General features: G+C 60.4%; 17 protein-coding genes. 7 read left to right on the top strand and 10 right to left on the bottom strand.

Translation table 11 applies throughout. The features are described from left to right. Positions 1 to 13: 13 nt before the first annotated feature. The 3 genes from FGF54_RS09325 to FGF54_RS09315 form a co-directional block, all read right to left on the bottom strand. Positions 14 to 1,678, bottom strand: a complete 1,665-nt coding sequence (locus FGF54_RS09325; protein WP_168208044.1) for a thiamine pyrophosphate-binding protein — start codon at positions 1,676 to 1,678, stop codon at positions 14 to 16. Next, positions 1,675 to 2,877: a CaiB/BaiF CoA-transferase family protein gene (locus FGF54_RS09320; protein ID WP_142779488.1), complete on the bottom strand. Its 1,203-nt coding sequence runs from the start codon at positions 2,875 to 2,877 to the stop codon at positions 1,675 to 1,677. Before FGF54_RS09320 ends, FGF54_RS09325 begins: the two co-directional genes overlap by 4 nt. Before the next feature lie 101 nt (positions 2,878 to 2,978). Beyond that, positions 2,979 to 3,944 carry an alpha/beta hydrolase gene (locus tag FGF54_RS09315; RefSeq protein ID WP_142779487.1) on the bottom strand — a complete coding sequence of 322 codons (966 nt, stop codon included), beginning with the start codon at positions 3,942 to 3,944 and terminating at the stop codon, positions 2,979 to 2,981. A gap of 127 nt (positions 3,945 to 4,071) precedes the next feature. Here FGF54_RS09315 and ettA point away from each other — a divergent pair, with 127 nt between their 5' ends. The 3 genes from ettA to metF all read left to right on the top strand — a co-directional run bounded on the left by ettA (position 4,072) and on the right by metF (position 7,790). Then, complete coding sequence (ettA, locus tag FGF54_RS09310; protein WP_003522791.1) at positions 4,072 to 5,721, top strand: energy-dependent translational throttle protein EttA; 1,650 nt, start codon at positions 4,072 to 4,074, stop codon at positions 5,719 to 5,721. A 160-nt stretch (positions 5,722 to 5,881) separates the two neighbouring features. Continuing rightward, positions 5,882 to 6,895, top strand: a complete 1,014-nt coding sequence (locus tag FGF54_RS09305) for a metalloregulator ArsR/SmtB family transcription factor (protein WP_003522176.1) — start codon at positions 5,882 to 5,884, stop codon at positions 6,893 to 6,895. A 1-nt stretch (position 6,896) separates the two neighbouring features. Next, complete coding sequence (gene metF / locus FGF54_RS09300) at positions 6,897 to 7,790, top strand: methylenetetrahydrofolate reductase [NAD(P)H] (protein ID WP_168208043.1); 894 nt, start codon at positions 6,897 to 6,899, stop codon at positions 7,788 to 7,790. Positions 7,791 to 8,256: 466 nt separating this feature from the next. Here the strand turns inward: metF and FGF54_RS09295 are convergent, their stop codons facing one another. The 7 genes from FGF54_RS09295 to FGF54_RS09265 form a co-directional block, all read right to left on the bottom strand. Continuing rightward, positions 8,257 to 9,483 (bottom strand): lytic murein transglycosylase, encoded by a 1,227-nt coding sequence (locus FGF54_RS09295; protein ID WP_003522178.1) that lies wholly within the window; start codon positions 9,481 to 9,483, stop codon positions 8,257 to 8,259. A 122-nt stretch (positions 9,484 to 9,605) separates the two neighbouring features. Beyond that, positions 9,606 to 10,385 carry a GH25 family lysozyme gene (locus FGF54_RS09290; RefSeq protein ID WP_125145581.1) on the bottom strand — a complete coding sequence of 260 codons (780 nt, stop codon included), beginning with the start codon at positions 10,383 to 10,385 and terminating at the stop codon, positions 9,606 to 9,608. Positions 10,386 to 10,620: 235 nt separating this feature from the next. Continuing rightward, positions 10,621 to 11,340, bottom strand: a complete 720-nt coding sequence (locus FGF54_RS09285) for a class I SAM-dependent methyltransferase (protein ID WP_168208042.1) — start codon at positions 11,338 to 11,340, stop codon at positions 10,621 to 10,623. Continuing rightward, a complete protein-coding gene (locus FGF54_RS09280; protein ID WP_142779486.1) occupies positions 11,337 to 12,587 on the bottom strand; it encodes a DUF3419 family protein in 1,251 nt (416 codons plus the stop codon). The genes FGF54_RS09285 and FGF54_RS09280 overlap by 4 nt, the downstream gene beginning before the upstream one ends. Positions 12,588 to 12,786: 199 nt before the next feature. Next, positions 12,787 to 13,869: a lytic transglycosylase domain-containing protein gene (locus tag FGF54_RS09275; RefSeq protein ID WP_142779485.1), complete on the bottom strand. Its 1,083-nt coding sequence runs from the start codon at positions 13,867 to 13,869 to the stop codon at positions 12,787 to 12,789. A 136-nt stretch (positions 13,870 to 14,005) separates the two neighbouring features. Then, positions 14,006 to 14,641, bottom strand: coding sequence for a LysE family translocator (locus FGF54_RS09270; protein ID WP_142779484.1), 636 nt, complete (start codon positions 14,639 to 14,641; stop codon positions 14,006 to 14,008). A gap of 52 nt (positions 14,642 to 14,693) precedes the next feature. After that, positions 14,694 to 15,905, bottom strand: a complete 1,212-nt coding sequence (locus tag FGF54_RS09265) for a pyrophosphate--fructose-6-phosphate 1-phosphotransferase (RefSeq protein ID WP_142780188.1) — start codon at positions 15,903 to 15,905, stop codon at positions 14,694 to 14,696. Positions 15,906 to 16,224: 319 nt separating this feature from the next. Here FGF54_RS09265 and FGF54_RS09260 point away from each other — a divergent pair, with 319 nt between their 5' ends. From FGF54_RS09260 to FGF54_RS09245, 4 genes are all read left to right on the top strand, one after another. Continuing rightward, positions 16,225 to 16,965 (top strand): DnaJ family molecular chaperone, encoded by a 741-nt coding sequence (locus FGF54_RS09260; RefSeq protein ID WP_003522185.1) that lies wholly within the window; start codon positions 16,225 to 16,227, stop codon positions 16,963 to 16,965. Further along, positions 16,962 to 17,741: an N-acetylmuramoyl-L-alanine amidase gene (locus FGF54_RS09255; RefSeq protein ID WP_142779483.1), complete on the top strand. Its 780-nt coding sequence runs from the start codon at positions 16,962 to 16,964 to the stop codon at positions 17,739 to 17,741. Before FGF54_RS09260 ends, FGF54_RS09255 begins: the two co-directional genes overlap by 4 nt. 247 nt (positions 17,742 to 17,988) lie before the next feature. Beyond that, the gene (locus FGF54_RS09250) at positions 17,989 to 18,528 is read left to right on the top strand and encodes a lytic transglycosylase domain-containing protein (protein ID WP_003522187.1); all 540 of its coding nucleotides are present in this window, start codon (positions 17,989 to 17,991) and stop codon (positions 18,526 to 18,528) included. Between the two features lie 92 nt (positions 18,529 to 18,620). Further along, positions 18,621 to 19,808 (top strand): FAD-dependent oxidoreductase, encoded by a 1,188-nt coding sequence (locus FGF54_RS09245; protein ID WP_142779482.1) that lies wholly within the window; start codon positions 18,621 to 18,623, stop codon positions 19,806 to 19,808. Positions 19,809 to 19,855 lie beyond the last annotated feature (47 nt).

Genomic DNA, 19,855 nt, shown 5'->3' with positions numbered 1-19,855 from the left:
TCCATGCGTAATATCAGCTTCTGGTCCTGATCTGCGTCAGGGTACGCGTCGGCGTGATGGCTTCGGCATCCAGCTTCACCTCGATAATGGCCGGCTTGCCGCTGGCCCGTGCCCGTTCGAAGGCGGCGGCGAAGTCCTCGGTCTTCTCCACCGTTTCGCCGTGGCCGCCATAGGCTTTGGCAAAGGCGTTGAAATCCGGATTGACAAGATCGGTGCCGCTGACACGGCCGGGATATTCCCGTTCCTGATGCATGCGGATCGTGCCGTAGGTGCCGTTATTGACCAGCACGGTGATGATCGGCAGACCGTACCGCACGGCGGTGATGAATTCCTGCCCATGCATCATGAAACAGCCGTCACCGGCAAAGCAGACCACCTCGCGTTCCGGGAACAGATGCTTGGCCGCGACCGCCGCCGGCAGGCCGTAACCCATCGAGCCTGATGTCGGGGCCGATTGCGTATTGTAGCGACGGAAGCGGTGGAAGCGATGGACCCAGGTGGCATAGTTGCCCGCGCCATTGGTGAAGATCGCATCCTCGGGCACATTGGCCTCGATCCAGTCCATAATCGGACCCATCTGCACAGCGCCGGGGCCGGTCTTCGGCGGGGTGGACCAGGTGAGATAGGCCGCATGCATGGCGGCAGTGCGATCCGCCCATACATTTGCGGAAAGCGTAAGCGAGGAGAGGGCGGCAACGAAGTCATCCGGTGCAGCGCAGATCGCCAGATCCGGTCGATAGACGCGGCCAAGCTCTTCGGCTTCCGGATAAATATGGACGAGTTTCTGCGACGGGTAGGGGATGTCCAGCAGCGTATAGCCGGAAGACGGCATTTCGGAGAGGCGGCCACCGAGCAGCACCACGAGATCGGCCTCCTTGATCTCCTTGGCCAGCGCCGGGTTGATGCCGATGCCGACATCGCCCGCATAGGAGGGGCTGAGGTGATCGAACAGCATCTGGCGACGGAAGGAACAGCCGACAGGCAGCTTGTTGTTTTCCGCAAAAGCCTTGAAGCCTGCGACGCTTTCCTCGGACCAGCGCGTGCCGCCGATGATGAAGACCGGGCGCTTCGCCTCGCCCAGCATTTTTGCGAAGGCGGCCATCTGTGACGGGCCGGGATGCGCTTCGACCGGAGTATAGGGCTTTGCTTCGGGCGCTTCGACCTCTTCCACCAGCATGTCTTCGGGCAGCGTCAGCACCACCGGGCCGGGGCGGCCGGAGGTGGCGACGGCAAAGGCGCGGGTGACGAATTCGGGAATGCGGCGGGCATCGTCGATCTCGCCCACCCATTTGGCGAATTCGGTAAAGGCGCGGCGGTATTCCACTTCCTGAAACGCCTCGCGCTCGCGGGCCTCGCGCTGCACCTGGCCGATGAAGAGGATCATCGGAATGGAATCCTGCCTTGCGATGTGCAGCCCGGCCGAGGCGTTGGTGGCGCCCGGTCCGCGGGTCACCATGCAGATGCCGGGTTCACCCGTCAGCCGGCCCCATGTGTCGGCCATCATGGCGGCGCCGCCTTCCTGGCGGCAGACCACGGTTTCGATGCCGCTTTCATAAAGCGCATCCAGTACGGCGAGATAGCTTTCGCCCGGAACGCAGGAAACGCGGGAGACGCCATTGGCCTTCAGCGCTTCGACGATCAATTGCCCGCCTGTTCTTTTCATTCCGGCTGCAGTCATGGCGTCGTGGTCCTTTCGATGTTTTCCAGTTCGGCCAGCACCTGCGCCTGATGTTCGCCGAGCTTCGGGCTCGGGCGTTCATAGCGCAGCGGCGTTTGCGACATGATAATGGGTGTTCGGACCCCGGGAATGACGGTGCCGTCCTCCGCCTCCAGATCGACGCGAAGGCCACGGGCTTTCACCTGCGGGTCGGCGAACATTTCCTCGATGGAATTGATCGGTCCGGCGGGGACGGCGTTCTTTTCGCAGGCGGTCAGAAGATCGCGCTTCTGCCATTTCAGCGTTTCGGTGGAAACGATCTGCCGGATTTCCGCTTTGTGGGCCACGCGGGCCTTGTTCGTCGCGTAACGTTCGTCATCGGCAATCGCGCCGATGCCGAGAATGGTGCAAAGGCGGCGGAACTGGCCGTCATTGCCGACCGCGAGGATCAGGAAGCCATCGGCCGTCGGCACCACTTCATAGGGGGAAATATTCGGGTGGGCGTTGCCGAGCCGGACGGGAGGCTTGCCGGAAATCAGGTAATTCATGTTCTGGTTGGCGAGCACGGCCGATTGCACATCGAGAAGCGCCATGTCGATATGCTGGCCCTCGCCGGTGCGGATGGCGTGGATCAGGGCCGCCTGAATGGCTGACACGGAATAGATGCCGGTGAAAATATCGGCAACCGCCACGCCCGCCTTCATCGGCTGGCCGTCGGCTTCGCCCGTTATCGACATGAAGCCGGACATGCCCTGCACGATATAGTCGTATCCGGCGAGATCGGCATAAGGGCCGGTCTGGCCGAAGCCGGTGATGGAACAATAGATCAGCTTCGGATTGAGCGCCTTCAGGCTCTCGTAATCGAGGCCATATTTGGCAAGCCCGCCGCGCTTGAAATTTTCGATGACGACATCGGCGGTGCGCACCAGCCGGCGCACCAGCTCGCAGCCCTCGGGTGTCTTCAGATCGGCGACGATGGAGCGCTTGCCGCGATTGGTGGCGTGGTAATAGGCGGCGGAGAGGTTTTCGCCATCATCGCTTTCGACGAAGGGCGGTCCCCATGCGCGGGTATCGTCGCCGCCCTCGGGGTTTTCGACCTTGATGACGTCGGCACCCATGTCGGCCAGCATCTGCCCTGCCCAGGGACCGGCCAGAACACGCGCCAGCTCGATGACGCGAATGCCTGATAGCGGCGGTTTCCTGTTCGGCATGTCGGTCATCGGTCCCCCGGTATTTTGTGTCTGCCGGTTTATAGACCGCTGCTTGCCGCGTCGCATGTGATTTTATCTCATGGACTTATTCCGTTTCGGCAAAGGCCGCCTCAATCGCTGACGACGCGGCTGCACCAGGCGGCGAAATCCGCCGCGACGGCCTGCCAGCCGATTTCGTTGAGCGTCTCGTGCCGCATGCCCTTGTAGATCGTGTGTTCGACATGGCTGAAACCTGCCTCGCGGAAACGCTCCGCCAGCCAGACGATCTCTTTGCCGTCATTGGTGGCTTTGTCCTGGTCGCCGCTGACGAGCAGAAGCGGCAGGGTTTTTGGCAGGCGCTCGATGAGTTTCGGTGCGCGATAGGAGAGTTCGAAGACATCCTGCCATAAAGAAACGCTCGCCTCGAACTGGCAGAGCGGGTCTTCCACATAGGCATCCACCGCCGCCCTGTCGTGGCTCAGCCAGTCGGCATGGGTGCGTCTTTCCGGCATTCGGGCATTCCACACACGGAAGGTTGCCTTCGGCAGAATGGCGCTCGGCACATCCGAGCCTTTGAGCATCTTTTCGAGACGCAGCAGAACCTGCGCGACACGGCCCATGAGGCCGGGATTGAGATTGGAATTCCAGATGGAGAGGCCATCGAAGGCATCCGGGTGACTGACGGCGGTGTTAAGGGCCACGAGGCCGCCCATGGAATGGCCGAACAGGATTACCGGCAGGCCGGGATGTCTTTCGCCGACCATCCGCCGCATCGCCATGACATCGGCGACGACCTTGCTGGCTCCGTCTTTCCAGGCGAAACGACCGAGAGGCGCGTCGGCAGCCTTCGTGCGGCCATGGCCACGGTGATCGTGGGCATAGACTTCAAAGCCCTGCTTCGACATGACGTCGGCTAGACGGCGATAACGCCCGGCATGGTCCACAAGCCCATGGCAGATCATCAGCACGCCGCGCGCCGGGATAAGAGCGGAGGGCTGGTGGCGAAAGGCGATGGAAGCGCCGGAGGGGGCCTCCAGCCTTTCAATCCGGCCGAAGGCGAAGTCGTCCGTCGTGTCGTTCGTTATCGCGCCTGCCATAATGTCCCTTGTCATAATCATGGGGTCATAATCGTGCCAGAGGTTGCCCCAAGGTCCTATTTACCCTACATAGCGGCAAATTTCCCGATACGTACTCTTAAAAATCCGATGTGGAGCATTCGCTACAATGGCACGTCAATTCATCTATCACATGGCCGGGCTGAACAAGGCCTATGGTGCGAAGAAGGTTCTGGAGAATGTTCATCTCTCCTTCTACCCCGACGCCAAGATCGGTATCCTCGGCCCTAACGGCGCCGGTAAGTCGACTGTTCTGAAAATCATGGCCGGTCTCGACAAGGAATATACCGGCGAGGCCTGGCTGGCCGAAGGCGCGACGCTCGGTTATCTCGAGCAGGAGCCGAAGCTCGACGAAAACAAGACCGTGATGGAAAACGTCATGGAAGGCGTGGCGAGCAAGACGGCCATCGTCGACCGCTACAACGAACTGATGATGAACTATTCCGACGAAACGGCGGATGAGGGCGCAAAGCTTCAGGACATCATCGACAGCCAGAACCTGTGGGATCTGGAAAACCAGGTCGAAATGGCCATGGACGCGCTGCGTTGCCCGCCCGGCGACTCGGCCGTAACCGGTCTTTCGGGCGGTGAACGCCGCCGTGTTGCGCTCTGCCGCCTGCTGCTGTCGCAGCCGGACCTGCTGCTGCTCGACGAACCGACCAACCACCTCGACGCGGAAACCATCGCCTGGCTTGAAAAGCACCTGCGCGACTATCCCGGCGCCGTGATGATGATCACCCACGACCGCTACTTCCTCGACAACGTCACCGGCTGGATTCTCGAGCTCGACCGTGGCCGTGGCATTCCTTACGAAGGCAACTACTCCGCTTACCTGCAGGCGAAAGCCAAGCGCATGCAGCAGGAAGCCCGTGAAGATGCCTCACGCCAGAAGGCCATCAGCCGCGAAAGCGAGTGGATCGCCTCCAGCCCGAAGGCACGCCAGACGAAATCCAAGGCGCGTATCAAGGCCTATGACGAGCTGGTGGAAGCAGCGGAAAACCGCCGTCCCGGCGATGCGCAGATCGTCATTCCGGTTGCAGAGCGTCTCGGCCGCGTCGTCATCGAAGCCGACAACCTGACGAAGTCCTATGGCGACCGCGTGCTGATCGAAAACCTGTCCTTCAAGCTGCCGCCCGGCGGCATTGTCGGCGTCATCGGTCCGAACGGTGCGGGTAAGTCCACGCTGTTCAAGATGATCACCGGTCAGGAAAAACCGGATAGCGGTTCGGTGACTGTCGGTGAGACGGTTCAGCTCGGTTATGTCGACCAGAGCCGCGATACGCTGGCGGGTGACAAGACCGTCTGGGAGGAAATCTCCGGCGGCAACGACATCATCAAGCTCGGCAAGTTCGAAGTGAATTCGCGCGCCTATTGCGGCGCTTTCAACTTCAAGGGCGGCGATCAGCAGCAGAAGGTCGGCAATCTCTCCGGCGGTCAGCGTAACCGCGTTCACCTTGCCAAGATGCTGAAGGCCGGCGGCAACGTTCTGCTGCTCGACGAACCGACCAACGACCTTGATACGGAAACGCTGGCAGCACTTGAAGAAGCGCTGGAAGCCTTCGCCGGTTGCGCCGTTATCATCAGCCACGACCGCATGTTCCTCGACCGCCTGGCCACCCACATCCTCGCTTTCGAGGGTGACAGCCATGTGGAATGGTTCGAAGGCAACTTCGAAGACTACGAAAAGGACAAGGTCCGCCGCCTCGGCCCGGAAAGCATCAAGCCCGGCCGGGTGAGCTACAAGCGCCTGACGCGCTAATCCTTTTCCGGATCCCTTCAGAAAGGCCCGCCGCAAAGCGGGCCTTTTTCCGTGTAATAAGTTGACATGATCGCCTCACGGAACACTTTGCGCTTGCATCGAACGCCACATCGACATAAAGATATCTTTATATCTTGATTAGCTTGCGAGGCGCGGCAGAGTGGCGTTCGGTCTGGACAAATTGGTGGATCTTCTGAAGGCGGCGGGCGAGCCGACGCGCTTTCGCTTGCTGGCGCTTCTTTCGGCCGGCGATCTGACGGTTACCGATCTTACCGAAATTCTCGGCCAGTCGCAGCCGCGTATCTCCCGTCACCTCAAGCTTTTGACGGAAGAGGGGCTGATCGAGCGTTATCAGGAAGGTGCCTGGGCCTATTTCCGTTTGCGGCAGGATGGTGAGCCTGCGGGCGTCGTCCGGCAGCTGCTTGGCGCCGCATCGCCCTCCGACGCCGTTCTCCAGCGCGACAGCGAGCGGCTTGCAACCGTCAAGCGGGTGCGGGCGGAGCGGGCGCAGGACTATTTCAGCCGCAACGCCTCCGCCTGGGACGAGTTGCGCCGCCTGCATGTCAGCGACGAGGCCGTGGAAGGCGCGCTCCTGAAGCTGGTGGGCACCACGCCGGTCGATTCGCTGCTCGACCTCGGCACGGGCACCGGCCGCATCCTGCAGCTTCTGAGCGGTATTTATCGCCGGGCGATCGGCGTTGATGCCAGCCGCGACATGCTTTCGGTGGCGCGCGCCAATCTCGACAAGGCGGGCGTGGTCAATGCATCCGTGCGCCATGGCGATATTCTCAACCTGCCGCTGGAAGGCCAGGATTTCGATCTGATCGTCATCCATCAGGTCCTGCATTTTCTCGACCAGCCGGAAATTGCGCTTTCCGAAGCCGCGCGCATGCTGCGCCCTGGCGGGCGGCTGATCGTTATCGATCTTGCGCCGCATTCCTTCGAATATCTGCGCGACGAGCATGCGCATGTGCGGCTCGGTTTCTCGCATCCGCTGATGGAAGAGTGGCTGAAGAAGGCCGGACTTTCTCTGGAGCGTGCCGTCGATCTTCATTCTGAAAAAGCGTCCGACGAAGCTCTGGATGTTACGATTTGGGTTGCCCGTGACCAGCGGCTGCTGATGGCAGACGATGTGGTGCAAGAGGCCGTTTTACTTGCTGCCGGGAGGGCATGATATGTTGAGGTCGGAAACCGCGCGCCAAAATGGCGATATCCGGTTGTCTTTCGAGTTTTTCCCGCCCAAGAATCCCGAGATGGAAACCCAGCTCTGGGAAACGGTTGCCGAACTGAAGAAATGGAACCCGGATTTCGTGTCCGTCACCTATGGCGCCGGCGGTTCCACCAAGGCGCCGACGCTGGATGCGGTGCGCCGGATGATCGGCGACAGCCATCTGGCGACTGCCGCGCATCTGACCTGCGTGGATGCCAGCCGTGAGGACGTGCATCAGGTTATCGAAGAGTTTCGCAATGCCGGCGTTCGTCATTTCGTGGCGCTGCGCGGCGATCCCTCCACGGGCATCGGCACGGCCTATAAGCCGCATCCCGAAGGGTATGAGAACGCCGCCGCTCTGGTGAAGGGGCTGCGTGAAATTGCCGATTTCGAGATTTCCGTGTCGGCCTATCCGGAAAAGCACCCGGAAAGCGCAAGCGAAGCGGTCGATATCGATATGCTGAAGCGCAAGGCTGATAATGGCGCGACGCGGGCGCTGACGCAGTTCTTCTTCGATAATGACGTGTTCGAGCGCTATATGGAGAGGGTTACGGCGGCAGGCATCACCATTCCGGTGGTTCCGGGCATCATGCCGATCCAGAACCTCACCCAGCTCAAGCGTTTCGCCGGTCGCTGCGGCACCAGCATTCCCGGTTTTCTGGATGAGCGTTTCGAAGGTTATGACGACGATCTGGAAGGTCGTGCCCGCGTGGCCGCGGAGGTTGCCGCCGAGCAGATCGCCGATCTGCAGCGGCGTGGCATCAATGAGTTCCACCTCTACACCATGAACCGCGCGCCGTTGGTTGACGCGGTGCTTGAAAATCTCGGTCTGGAGCGTCTGCGCCGCAGCGCCGCCTGATTTTACCACAGCGGATTACCGACATGAAAAAAGCGCAGGTCCCTCAGGGCCTGCGCTTTTTAAACTCGTGTCATCTACGGTTCTTATCTGCGTTTGGTCTTCACGTCTCGTCAGATGAAAAGCATCATCGCTACGAACAAAAACGCCAAACCGACTGCCAAGGCATTGAGAGATTTTGTAAGTCCCATGGGTGCCTCCTCTTGTTGACAGGTTCGATAATATGACCGTTTTGTGGCGGTTGAAAAGCGGTTTTTGTGATGCAGTGCAGCACGTCTCCAGACGACGTAAAAAAGAAATTTCTGTAATTATTTGAAAATAAAGGATTATTTTCTTATCACGCAGTGCTTCATATGTTTAAAAAAAGTAAATGACCGGGGTGTTATCCCCAGTCATCAGGTCGAGATTAACACTTTATGCCTTGATTCCGTCCGACAGATTAAGGGCCGGAAGGCGCCGTTAAGATTGCTTAAAGCGCCTGCAGAAGTGCGGTCGAAGGCCAGCCATCGGCGGGCAGTCCGAGACGCTGCTGCTCCTTCTGGATGGCGACGCGGGTGCCGGAACCGAGAATGCCGTCAACCTTGCCGACATTGTGGCCGCGCGCTTCGAGCTTGGTCTGAAGCTCCTTCATGGTCGCATCGTCGAAACCGGGCTCCGGGTTGCCCTTGTTATAGACGGGAGAGCCCATGAGGCGGGTGGCGAAATAGGCGGCCGAGGTCGTGTAGATGAACGACTGGTTCCATTCCAGATAGATGTTGAAGTTCGGATAGGTGATGAAGGTCGGTCCCTTGCGTCCCTGCGGCATGATGAGGGCAGCGGGCAGGGTGGCGAAGTTTCTGTTGCCGTCGCGCGGGGTGACGCCCAGCGCGAACCAGTCACCCGCGGTCAGCGGACCGCCGAGGCCGGATTTTTCCCAGGGCAGGTTTTCCGGCAGCGAGACTTCCTGAATCCAGGGTTCGCCCTTCTTGAAACCGAGATGCTGGATGAACTTCGCAGCCGTCAGGATCGCATCCGGGGCGCTGCTCTTGACGTTGATATGGCCGTCGCCATCGCCGTCGACGCCGAAGGCGATGATGTCCTTGGGCAGCATCTGCACCTGGCCGATTTCACCGGCCCATGCGCCGGTATTGGCGGCGGGATCGAGATCGCCGTGCTGGACCATTTCGATCAGCGCCAGCAGCTGCGGGCGGAAGAGTTCCGGGCGGCGGCAATCATGCGAGAGGGTCACCAGCGCGTTGCGGGTGTTGAAATCGCCCTGAACGGCGCCGAAATCCGTCTCCATGGCCCAGAAGGCGGCGATGACGCCGGCCGGAACACCGAATTCGTTTTCGGCGCGGGCGAAGGTGGAGGAGAGTTCCTGAAGTTTCTTGCGGCCGATATCCAGACGGGCCTGGCTGACGGTGCGCTGGGAGAATTCCAGGAAGGTCTGGCGGAAGACGCCCTGTGCACGGTCACGCGAGAGCACCTTCGGGTCGATCTGCGCGCCGGCAAGCGCCTTCTGGATCGCATCGGCCGGAATGCCCTTGGCAAGCGCATCGGCTTTCACGCCTTCGAGAAATGCACCGAGATCGCCGCCGCAGGCAACCTGCTTGGGATCATCGGGCGCGGCCACTGGCGGTGTGGCGAGGGCGGAGCCGGTGGAAAGAAGCGACAAAGCGGCGGCAAAAACGATGCTGCGCGACCGGAACGTGGGCATGGGAATTTCCTCGATAGGTTGTTAGCCCGCTTTACCCATATGTTTGCGACAAAAAAACGGACCGAATGATCTGACGTTGCAGAACAACGCCGATTTTTCAAAAGTGTTGCTTCTTGGCCCTGTTATTTGGCGGAAGCAATCCATTTCCGCCAGTTTTTCTCCGTTCCGGCAAAGACATTGATGTCGGTCGGACCCTTCACGCCGGGCACGACGCCGGTTGCAGTATATTGCCAGAAGGCCCATTTGCGGTCTTCGTAAATCTTGGCCGGATGGGCGGCGACGGAGCGGACCCAGAAGTGGTAATCCTTGAACTGGCCGACGAGATTGTCGCGGTGGAAGTCGACCGAGGTATAGATGATCGGACGCTTGCCATAGTGGGCTTCGATGCGGTCGAGGAAACGCTGCATCTCGGCGCGAACGATGCCGGGCGCCGGGCGCGTCTTGCAGGTGGGCGAGGCCGGGTTCCATTCCACGTCGAGAACCGGGGGAAGGGTGACGGCCTCCTTCGGCACGTTGCGAATGAACCAGTCGGCCTGCGCGTCTGCTGTCGAACAGAAATAATAGAAGTGGTAGGGCGCGTGCAGAACATCTGCCGCCGCCGCGCTGCGCCAATGGTCGCCGAATTTCGGATCGATGCGATCCGATCCCTCCGTCGCCTTGATGAAGACGAAGGACACGCCCGATTTGCGAACGGTCGGCCAGTCGACATCGCCATTCCATTTGGACACGTCGATGCCGTGCACCTCATGGCGGTGCGGGTTGTTCGTGCCGAAATCCTGCGGATCGGTATCGGAAAATTTCGGCCTGGAAACGGATGCGGTTTCCAGCAGGTCATAGCTGGTGGAGGTGCAGCCGCCGATCAACAGCAAAGCCGACAATAGTGCCGATAAACGCAGCCGCATTGAAACCCTGATGAAAGTGTTGCCCATCCCGCGGCCGCAAAACGGCGCGCCGTATCTCCCGATTTACGCATAACATGGTAAACAAGCGGTTATGGCAAGGGGCAAGGTGCTTTTTTGCATCTCGCAAGCCGCTGGATTTGAAGCGATTTGCGATTTTTACTGCTGAAACCTCGCCGGGCGGAGCCTTGAAGGCAACGCCACAGGCGCGCAGGCGGGTTTTGCAATCCGCCGGGAATCAGGCGTCGGCCAGGATGCGGTGGATTTTCGGCTGCTGCGCTTCGGCAACCGGAAGCGTGATGACAGCCCGCCAGGCATAACCCCGGGCGATTTCCTCGAATTCGAGATTACCGTCAAAACGGCCGGCCATATTGGCCAGAACATAGCGAAGATTGGCGCGGGGCGTGACGTGGAAACGGGTAAGCCAGGCTTGCAGAAGGGTGCGGAACCACTTCGGCAATTGTTCCTGCTGGCCGAAATCGACGATATGCAGCGAGCCGCCGGGTTTCAGCGCCGTGAGCGCCTGTTCGATCGCCTTTTCCCAGTCCGGTATCATCGACAACGCATAGGGGATCATGACGCGGTCGAAGCCATCGGGCTGGCCGAATTCGGAGGCGCGAAAAGCGGTGGCATCGGCCACGCGCAGAATGGGGCGTTCCGCCTTGCCGGCGAAATTCTCGGCTGCGGTCAGCAGCATTTCGGCGGAGATGTCGAGGCCGAACAGTCTCGCCTGCGGAAACTTGCGGCTGGCCTGCAGCAGGTTGCGGCCGGTGCCGCAGCCGACTTCCAACAGCGTGCCGCCCTTCGGCACATCGAGGCCGGAAATGGTCCGGTCACGGCCGAGAAGGTAATATTTGCGGGTGATATCGTAGATATGCCGCTGGTGGCGATACATGCGGTCCATCAGGCTCGCATGCGCGCTGTCTGCAAGGCCCACATTCTCGCCGATGGTTTTCATGCCACAGCCCTCTGGTAGATATGGAAGCCGCCGTAGATGGCCGAGCGGTCCATGGCGTTGAGCTCGTTGGAGCGCTCTTCGAGATAGACCCACTGGTTGCGGATGTCAGGCGAAAGCCGGCCTTCGATGACGCTCTTTTCGGCCGCGGTGCGGAAGATGACGCGCGCACTGGGCGCGGCGGTGCGGCTGATCTGCGACCACAATTCGTTGAGCTGTGTGTCCGTCATCCAGTCCTGCGCATCGAGGAGGATATAGCGGTCGACGGCGCTTGCCGGCTTTCTGGACAGAAGCTCGGTATAGGTGGCGTGGTGCACGGCGACGCGGGCGGTGTTGTTGCGGATCGTCTCGTAATATTCCGGCTTGAGATAGGCGGGCAACGCGCCCTCATGCGGCTCGGGATAACGGCGCGCAAAGGCCTGCCAGGCGAAATAATTGTCGCTGAGCGGGAAGTTGCAGGCGAGCTTTTCCAGCCGCTCTTTGAGCACGGATGCAACTGTGCCATTGGCGGAAAGGCTGGCCAGCTCGTCATATTGCCGGGGCGGAATGCCGAGGCCGAACAGCGAGCTTTTGCGCTTCGTCAGCCAGCGCACGACCGGCTTGTCGAACAGCGGTGCCACCTTGCTGTCGAAAAACTGGCGCTGTTCGTCCAGCGTGCGGGTCTTGGCCATTTCGGTGAGTTTCACGCCGTGCAGCCGGGCCATGAGATGGCCAGCGCCGATGAAGCGGCCGAGCAGGCCGGTGCGATAGATATTTCTGTCGAAGACAGAGATGCGGCGGCGGCCGGAAAGGGTGCGCTTCGACCAGTAAGCCTTGGTTGTGGCGTCGAGATGCTCGGCGATGAAGCGGTCGTAACCGTGGCTGTTGCTGCGCGTATTGGCGCGGCCGAAGTGGCGCACCACGTCCTGATGGGCGGGCAGATGGCGGAAGGCGGCGAGCTTGAGTTTGTTCAGCGCGATGTGGTGCGGGTTGAGGTCCACGACATCGATGCTGGCCGGATTGCGGGAGAGATAGGCCAGCATGTTGCAGCCGCCCGAGCCGATGGTGACGATGCGGTGGCCTTCGCCAAGCTCCATCGCTTCCATGTCGATTTCCGGGTCTTCCCATATCTGCGGATAGACGAGGCCGGAAAAGAGGACGCCGAAGAAGCGCTCGGACAGACCGCTTTTGGAGAGTGCCTTGTGCTGGAGCAATGCGGACTTCAGTTTTGTGTTCTTGCTGAAGCCGGTCTTGGGTGCCGCACTCGTCATATGTTCACCTCTCAGTCGATTGAGAGGCGTCTACAGCCGTGACACTACAATTTGATGACAGGGGCTGTGGGCAAAGGCGGGGAATAGGGGTGTCGGTGGAAAATCAGCTCGCGCCGCCCAATCAGGATGACGAAATGAAAATACCCGGCGGCTTGAGAAAAGCCGCGCGGTTGCATTCGCATAACGGAGCCGGAGGCAATCACTTGCGCAGAACGTGCAGCATGCCCTTGCGCTTGGCGTCGTAATAATAACCGCGCGCATAAAGCCGGACCGCGTTGTCGCGGTCGTTGCCCGCCACAACCCATGCGCCGCGCAGATATTTGACGGCGTATTTGAGATTGGTTTCCGCATCGAACAGGCCGGAGGCGGGGCCATCGAAGCCCATGGAGCGTGCCGTGGCGTGCCGGATCTGCATCAGGCCGAAATTGCCGCTGCTATAGGCGCCGGGGTTATATCGGCTCTCGCGCTGCACGACGCGGTGAACCAGATCTTCCGGCACATCATACATGGTGGCGTATTTGGTAATGAGGCCGCTCAGCTTTTCGCGTCCGGCCGGCGCGGAATTGAGGGGCGCCGTCATCGATTCGTTCTGGCGGATGGCGGCCAGCGCGGCATTGGTGGGGCCGGCGGCATAGGCCAGAACCGTGCTGTCCGGCTTCGGCAGCGGAATGACTTTGCGTTCCGCCGTCAGTTCGGTGCCGATGGAGGGCGAGCCGGGCGGCGGCGGTGCAGGCGGGAAGCTGCCCTTGACGGCAACCACCTGCGGCAGATCGGCGGCGGCATTGTGGGCAGCCGGCTTGGCCGCCACGTCAGCCGTTTCGATGGCTGCGGCCGCCGGAGTGGCGCTTGTCGGTGCGAGCGCCGTGGCCGTGGTCGGCGCAGATGTCGTCACACTCGCTTGGGCGACTTCGTTCTGCTGCGGTTGCATCTGGGCGGCGATGGCTGCGGCTGCAGCAATTTCAGAAGCCGGCGGCAGCGCCACGCGTCCGCCCTTAACGGCGACGGCGGTAGGAAGTGCTGCAGGCTGGGAAGGGGTTGTGGTTTCGGCGGTCTGCACCGTTGCTGCTGCCGGGGTCGCGCCCGCTGCTGCTTCGGCCGTTGCCGGCTGCGCCGATGTTTGCGCAGGAGTGGTCGCGGGATTGACTGTTGCGATCTTCGGGCCGTTCGGCCCTTCCTTTGCGGTATATTCGACGCTGGTGCATGCGCTTAATGCCAGTGCCAGACCCACGGTGGAAGACAGAAGAAGTGCACTTCTTCCGCGGAATTTTCCCGAATTTCGCATGTTGCCGCCTTCGTTATGCCTGTCTTTCGATACCCCCGCGTCGAGCGAAGCAGGCAGTGTCCCGTCGCGCCTTCATTAACCTATTGTAAGGATAGCGGCAAGCCGGGACGTTTCTCCCCGGTTTTCGGGCGGTTTTTCACGCCGCGATGCGCCTGTATCCGGCGCTGACGGCGCGGCCGGAAATGAAGTGGGTGCGGTATTTCGGCCGGATTTTTTTATCGCCCGACATGCGGCGCACCATCGCCAGAGTAAGCCCGGCAAACAGCGCCTGCGCGGTCAGAATCACCAGCGCCAGAAGCAGGATGGCGGCTTGCGCCATGGCGAGCGTTTCAATTGCATTGCCGGAGGTGGACATGAATTGCGGCAGCAACGCCAGAAAGAAAGCGAAGTAGCGCGGGCGCAGGGCGGCAATAGCGTAACAATCGCGGAAAATGCCACTCCAGGATTTGCCCGGCAGATTGTCATTATCGGCATTGGCCGCCTGGGCGGCAGGCGTGGCGAAGGTCCACAGGAGGAACAGCATCAGCCAGCCAATGCCGGCCCATTGCACGATTTCCACGAAGGATTGCGGCAGCCAGACGAGACCGGCCACCGGAATGGCGGAAATCGTCATGGCCGTGACGATGCCGAGCGCGCCGCCGATGACGGAGGCAAAGACCGTCTTTTTGCCGCGAATGGCGGCATAGGAGGCGACAGAGAATACGAGGGGAGAGGGGAGTGCGAACACAACGGCACATGCTGCACAAAAAATCAGCCAGGCCTGTCCAGACATTCTCTTCCTCCTTGCCCTCCCTGTCGCCGTATTATTTTAGCCTATCGTAAAATCAGGCCGCTGTGAACGGCTGACCGACGTGTTCCATCACTTCGGTAAACCATTTTGCAGAGAGGTCGAAATGCTTTCCGCCCTTGATACGCGGAAACTCGATGGTCCGCAATTTGCCATTCTGGTCTTCGTCATGGCCGGTGACGCCGGAGACCTTGTTAAGTGCGCTTTCGACGGCGAGATCGACCATGCCCTGAATGAGGCGCAGATCATCGCCATTGGCGGGCGCGGAGCGGGCGAAATAGCCCGATTTCTGCACCATGGAGCGTTCCGCGCCGATGAGGCTGGCGAACTGCTTCTGGAACCAGCCACCGACATTGATGGTGTCGATCTTCACATGGCCGAAAGCGTCGCGCTTGACAGCCTCGCCGGAGGCTTCGCGTTCGGCGACGATGGAATCGAGGCCCGCACCTTCGGAAACGAACAGCGTGACATAACCGTTCCTGTCCATGATTTCCTTCAGGCGCTCGGCCTCCGCCTCGATGTCGAAGGCCATTTCCGGCAGGTAGATGCCGTCGATGTTCTTCATCTGCGTGTTCATCATCAGGCCTTCGACATAGTCATTGCCGTTGGTCTTCTGGATATAGGCGCGGGCGGTGGCGGCTGTCAGCCAGCCGCAATGGCGGCCCATGACTTCGTGGATGACGAAGGTCTTGGGTGCTGCGCTCTGTTCGTTGCTGACATTGTCGAAGAAGGAGGCGCCGACTTCGGCGGCCGTCCAGGCGCCGAGCGACTGCTTGATCGGCACAACGTCGTTATCCACCGTCTTCGGCAGGCCGACAACGGTGAGATTGTAGCCGTTGGCACCGAGATAGGCGGCAAGGTCCGCAGCCGTCGTGTTGGTGTCGTCACCGCCGATGGTATGGAGAATGGTGATGCCGTCAGCCGCCAGCCGGTCAGCCGCGACGCGAAGCGGGTTGTCGCCTTCCTTGACCAGACCGCGCTTGGCGCAATCGGCGGCATTGGTGAGCTTGACGCGGCTGTTGCCGATCGGCGAGCCGCCGTAACGGTGCAGCAGATGCGCCTTTTCCCGCATATCCCTGGTGATCTCGATACGGTCACCCAGAAGCACGCCCTGATAACCGGAGCGATAGGCCACGATGTCGATATCAGGCGCAATGTCGCTATAACGCTCGATCAGGCCGCCCACGGCCGAAGAGAGACAGGGCGCAAGGCCACCCGCGGTCAGCATTGCGACTTTCTGTTTGGCCATCATGGCTCTCCTTTTCACATATACCCAAAGACATGTCTGGCAAATGGATGCGACAGCCGCGTGTAGGTGTAAAGTGAATTTATAAAGAAAAACGCCGATTTCTCGCGGTTTTTCAGCGGCTTGAGCAAAGTGGCGGAATATAATCGTTTCAATCGGCATAGCCGGTGGCCGGCTCCCCGTCGTCTGTGGAAAACCATGGCCCCATCGTCTGTGGCACTCTTGTTCCTGAAGCAAAACTGTCGCAAAGATGAATAAAAGTTAATGCCGCCGGCCCGCTGGACATATTGCATTCGCGGCAATATCCCGTCATGCTTGTCGCATGATGTTCGATTTCGCCTGTCTGCAAATTTCATCCCTGTGGGAACGGCTGCTCGGCGCAATCGGCGACGCGGCAGGCGGTGCGCTCGGGCGCGTGGTGGAAGCCATCCGCACCCTTTTCGAGGGCGATCCGGAGACGCGCCGCAAGGTTTCCTTTTCCGTGGCCATCATCGCGCTTTCCGCCAAGATGGCGAAGGCCGACGGTGTCGTCAACGATGCCGAGGTGCGCGCCTTCCGGCAAATCTTCGATTTTCCGGAAGAAGAAGCCAAGAACGTTGCCCGTCTTTATAATCTCGCCCGTCAGGACGTTGCCGGTTACGAGGCCTATGCCGAGCGGCTTGCCGGTCTGTGCGGTTCCGGACACGCCAATTGCGAGATGCTGGAAAGCGTCATCGACGGCCTGTTCCACATCGCCAAGGCCGATGGGCTGATCCATGAGCGGGAACTGGCCTTCCTCGGCCGGATCGCGGAAATCTTCCGTATCACCGAAGATCACTTCGAAACGATCATGGCGCGGCATGTCCATATGGACGGGCGCGACCCCTATCGCGTGCTCGGCGTTTCGCCCTCCGACGATTTTTCCGATATTCGCCGGCGTTATCGTTCGCTGGTTGCCGAACACCATCCTGACAAGCTCATTGCACGCGGCGTTCCCATGGAATTGCATGCGGCTGCGAATGAGCGTATGGCGGCTCTCAACGCCGCCTATGCGGCCATCGAGAAAGAACGCCGCGTCGCATGAGTGAATGTCTGCCGGATTTTACCCCGGATTTCGGGGGCGCAGCCGTTGCGCCTTCGCCTAACCATGGCGAAAGGCTGGGTGTGGCCGGCCCCGATATTATCCTGCTGCATTATACCGGCATGACGACAGCCGACGGCGCGCTGTCGTGGCTCTGCAATCCGGAAAGTCAGGTTTCCAGCCATTATTTCGTCTTCGAGGACGGGCGCGTCATTCAGATGGTTCCTGAAACCCGCCGTGCCTGGCACGCGGGCAAAAGCATCTGGGCGGGGGATGAGGACATCAATTCCCGCTCCATCGGCATCGAGATCGCCAATCAGGGCCATCCCGGCGGCCTGCCGGAATTTCCGAAGAAACAGGTGGAAGCCGTCATCGAATTGTGTCGCGATTGCGGCCAGCGCTGGTCTATCGCCCCGGAAAGGGTGCTGGCGCACTCGGATGTCGCGCCGATCCGCAAGGTCGATCCGGGTGAAAAATTCCCGTGGGACATCCTGTCGCAGCACGGTGTCGGCCATTGGGTGGAGCCTGCGCCGATCCGTGGCGGCCGTTTTTTCCAGCGCGGCGATCATGGCCAACCGGTCGAAGCGCTGCAGTCGATGCTGTCCATCTATGGTTATGGCGTTGAAATTACAGGCGCTTATTGCGAAAAAACCGAAGGCGCCGTGGCTGCCTTCCAGCGGCATTTCCGTCCCGCTCTGGTGGATGGCATCGCGGATTTCTCCACCATCGACACGTTGCATCGGCTGATCGCCAGCCTGCCGAGATTTTCGGCCGCCTGAACGCGAATTCTGGAAAAGCGTTCCCGATTTTCTTGCCGTTCAAGTCGCTTTTTTTGCCGTGCCACAGTTAATCCGCATTGAGGAAGTTTAAGAACGTCACTGCATGCGGTGTCGTTCTTCAGGGGAACCTGCCGTCAATATCAATCAAGGAGACCGGACAGCGGAAGGTCGTGATCGACTTTCCGGGCGCAGATTATTTGTGTCGCTTCATTGTTTCTGTCATCCGATCTGGAGACTTTTTCTACATATGAACAGGGTTGTTGTTGCTGTCGTCGCGGGCGTTGTTATGCTCGCTTCGCAGGCGGGGATTGCTTTTGCCAAAGACGAGGACGTCAAGACCAAAACCGTGACGCTGGAGACCTTCTTCCGCAAGCCCGGTTATCCCATTCCCGAAAAAAGCCTGCCTTCCTCGCTCAGGAACGACTATTCCGATCTGATCGTCAAATATGCCAAGCGTTACGGCGTTCCCACCAATCTGGCGCATGCCGTGGTTTCGGTGGAAAGCAAGTTCAATCCGAAGGCTCGCGGCAGCGCAGGCGAGGTCGGGCTGATGCAGATCAAGCCGGCGACGGCGCGGATGATGGGCTATCGCGGCACGACCAAGGCGCTCTACGATCCCGAGACCAATATTCGCTGGGGCATGCAATATCTGGCGACAGCGCATCAGCTTGGCGGCGGTCAGGTGTGCAGCACGATCCTGCGTTACAATGCAGGCCATGGCGCCACCCGGATGAACCCGGTGTCCAAGCGCTATTGCGGCAAGGTGCAGGCGCTGCTGGCCGGCTGAGGCCGCCGTCGATCGTCTGCGGAATTGCGAAAAGCGATTCCGGTTCGGCCCGGCATGCTGTAGTCAGAAGCAAATCTGATACGGAGCATGACATGCCGGATTTCAAATATATCGTCGTCGGGGCCGGAATGATGGGAGCGGCTGCGGCGCGGCATCTCTCAGTGCAAACGGATGGCGTGGCGCTGATCGGCCCGGACGAACCCGCCGATCGCAAGACCCATCAGGGTGTGTTTTCGAGCCATTACGACGAAGCGCGCATTACCCGCGGTTTTGATGGCGATCCGGTCTGGGCGGAACTCGCGCAGCGCTCCATCCGCCGTTATGCGGAGATCGAGGCCAAAAGCGGCATCCGCTTTTTTACGGAAGCGGGCTGCCTGTTCACCGGAAACGGCAAGGGGCTTGCGGGGGACTATGTCTCGCGCGCGCTTGCCTCGGCCGACCGTCTCGGTCTCGGTGTCGAGACACTCGGCACTGATGCGCTGGCTGGCCGGTTTCCGATGTTCTCCCTGCCGGCCGACCATAGCGGTTATTTCGAGGCGCAATATGCCGGCCACGTCAATCCGCGCGCCTTGGTGAAGGCGCAATGCACGATTGCCGTCGCACAGGGCGCGCGGCTTGTGCGCCAGACGGCGGCGCATATTCGCGATACTTCCCATGGCGTCGAGGTTTCCACTCGAGAAGGGGCGGTTCATACGGCTGAAAAACTCATCGTAGCGGCCGGGGGGTTCACCAACATGGCCGAGCTTCTGCCTTCTCCGGTCGATATGGCGGCCACGGGTCGCACCATCGTCTTTTTCGAGCTGGATGAGGCGCGGCAGGCGCTGTTCGGTGCGATGCCTTCTACCATCGTACTGGCGGAGACCGAGGACGACATCGTCTACATCCTGCCGCCGGTGCGTTATCCCGATGGCAAGGTCTATCTGAAGATCGGCGGCGAGAGCGAAAAAGGCAGGCTTGAAACGCTCACTGACGCGGTTGACTGGTTCCATTCGGACGGCACGCCGGGTGAGGTGGAGTTTCTGAAAAAGCGGGCGCTCTCCTTGATGCCGGCGCTTGCCGGCTGCCCGGTCACCTCAGGCTCCTGTGTCGCCTCCATCACCCGCAGCGGGTATCCCTATATCGGTTATACGCAATCCTCCAATATCGCGGTTCTGACCGGCGGCAATTTCGTCTCCGCCAAGTCTTCGGACGAAATCGGGCGGCTGGGCGCCATGCTGCTTTTGAACGGCCAACTGACCGAGGATGAATTCGCCGCCGAAATGTCGCCGGTTTTCGTCTGACATTCAGGGACGAAGCAGCTACAAGGTTGCGACGGAAATGAGCGGAT

The sequence above is a fragment of the Agrobacterium sp. T29 genome (assembly GCF_006970545.1).
Classification (GTDB): Bacteria; Pseudomonadota; Alphaproteobacteria; order Rhizobiales; family Rhizobiaceae; genus Agrobacterium; species Agrobacterium leguminum.
Note: the sequence above shows the minus strand (reverse complement) of the source record. Positions and strands in the feature narration are given on the sequence as shown.

Bases quoted from the DNA above. Each gene is read 5' to 3' on its own strand.
- FGF54_RS09325 (WP_168208044.1), bottom strand. From the start codon at position 1,678: ATGACTGCAGCCGGAATGAAAAGAACAGGCGGGCAATTGATCGTCGAA.
- FGF54_RS09320 (WP_142779488.1), bottom strand. From the start codon at position 2,877: ATGACCGACATGCCGAACAGGAAACCGCCGCTATCAGGCATTCGCGTC.
- FGF54_RS09315 (WP_142779487.1), bottom strand. From the start codon at position 3,944: ATGGCAGGCGCGATAACGAACGACACGACGGACGACTTCGCCTTCGGC.
- ettA (WP_003522791.1), top strand. From the start codon at position 4,072: ATGGCACGTCAATTCATCTATCACATGGCCGGGCTGAACAAGGCCTAT.
- metF (WP_168208043.1), top strand. From the start codon at position 6,897: ATGTTGAGGTCGGAAACCGCGCGCCAAAATGGCGATATCCGGTTGTCT.
- FGF54_RS09295 (WP_003522178.1), bottom strand. From the start codon at position 9,483: ATGCCCACGTTCCGGTCGCGCAGCATCGTTTTTGCCGCCGCTTTGTCG.
- FGF54_RS09290 (WP_125145581.1), bottom strand. From the start codon at position 10,385: ATGCGGCTGCGTTTATCGGCACTATTGTCGGCTTTGCTGTTGATCGGC.
- FGF54_RS09285 (WP_168208042.1), bottom strand. From the start codon at position 11,340: ATGAAAACCATCGGCGAGAATGTGGGCCTTGCAGACAGCGCGCATGCG.
- FGF54_RS09280 (WP_142779486.1), bottom strand. From the start codon at position 12,587: ATGACGAGTGCGGCACCCAAGACCGGCTTCAGCAAGAACACAAAACTG.
- FGF54_RS09275 (WP_142779485.1), bottom strand. From the start codon at position 13,869: ATGCGAAATTCGGGAAAATTCCGCGGAAGAAGTGCACTTCTTCTGTCT.
- FGF54_RS09270 (WP_142779484.1), bottom strand. From the start codon at position 14,641: ATGTCTGGACAGGCCTGGCTGATTTTTTGTGCAGCATGTGCCGTTGTG.
- FGF54_RS09265 (WP_142780188.1), bottom strand. From the start codon at position 15,905: ATGGCCAAACAGAAAGTCGCAATGCTGACCGCGGGTGGCCTTGCGCCC.
- FGF54_RS09260 (WP_003522185.1), top strand. From the start codon at position 16,225: ATGATGTTCGATTTCGCCTGTCTGCAAATTTCATCCCTGTGGGAACGG.
- FGF54_RS09255 (WP_142779483.1), top strand. From the start codon at position 16,962: ATGAGTGAATGTCTGCCGGATTTTACCCCGGATTTCGGGGGCGCAGCC.
- FGF54_RS09250 (WP_003522187.1), top strand. From the start codon at position 17,989: ATGAACAGGGTTGTTGTTGCTGTCGTCGCGGGCGTTGTTATGCTCGCT.
- FGF54_RS09245 (WP_142779482.1), top strand. From the start codon at position 18,621: ATGCCGGATTTCAAATATATCGTCGTCGGGGCCGGAATGATGGGAGCG.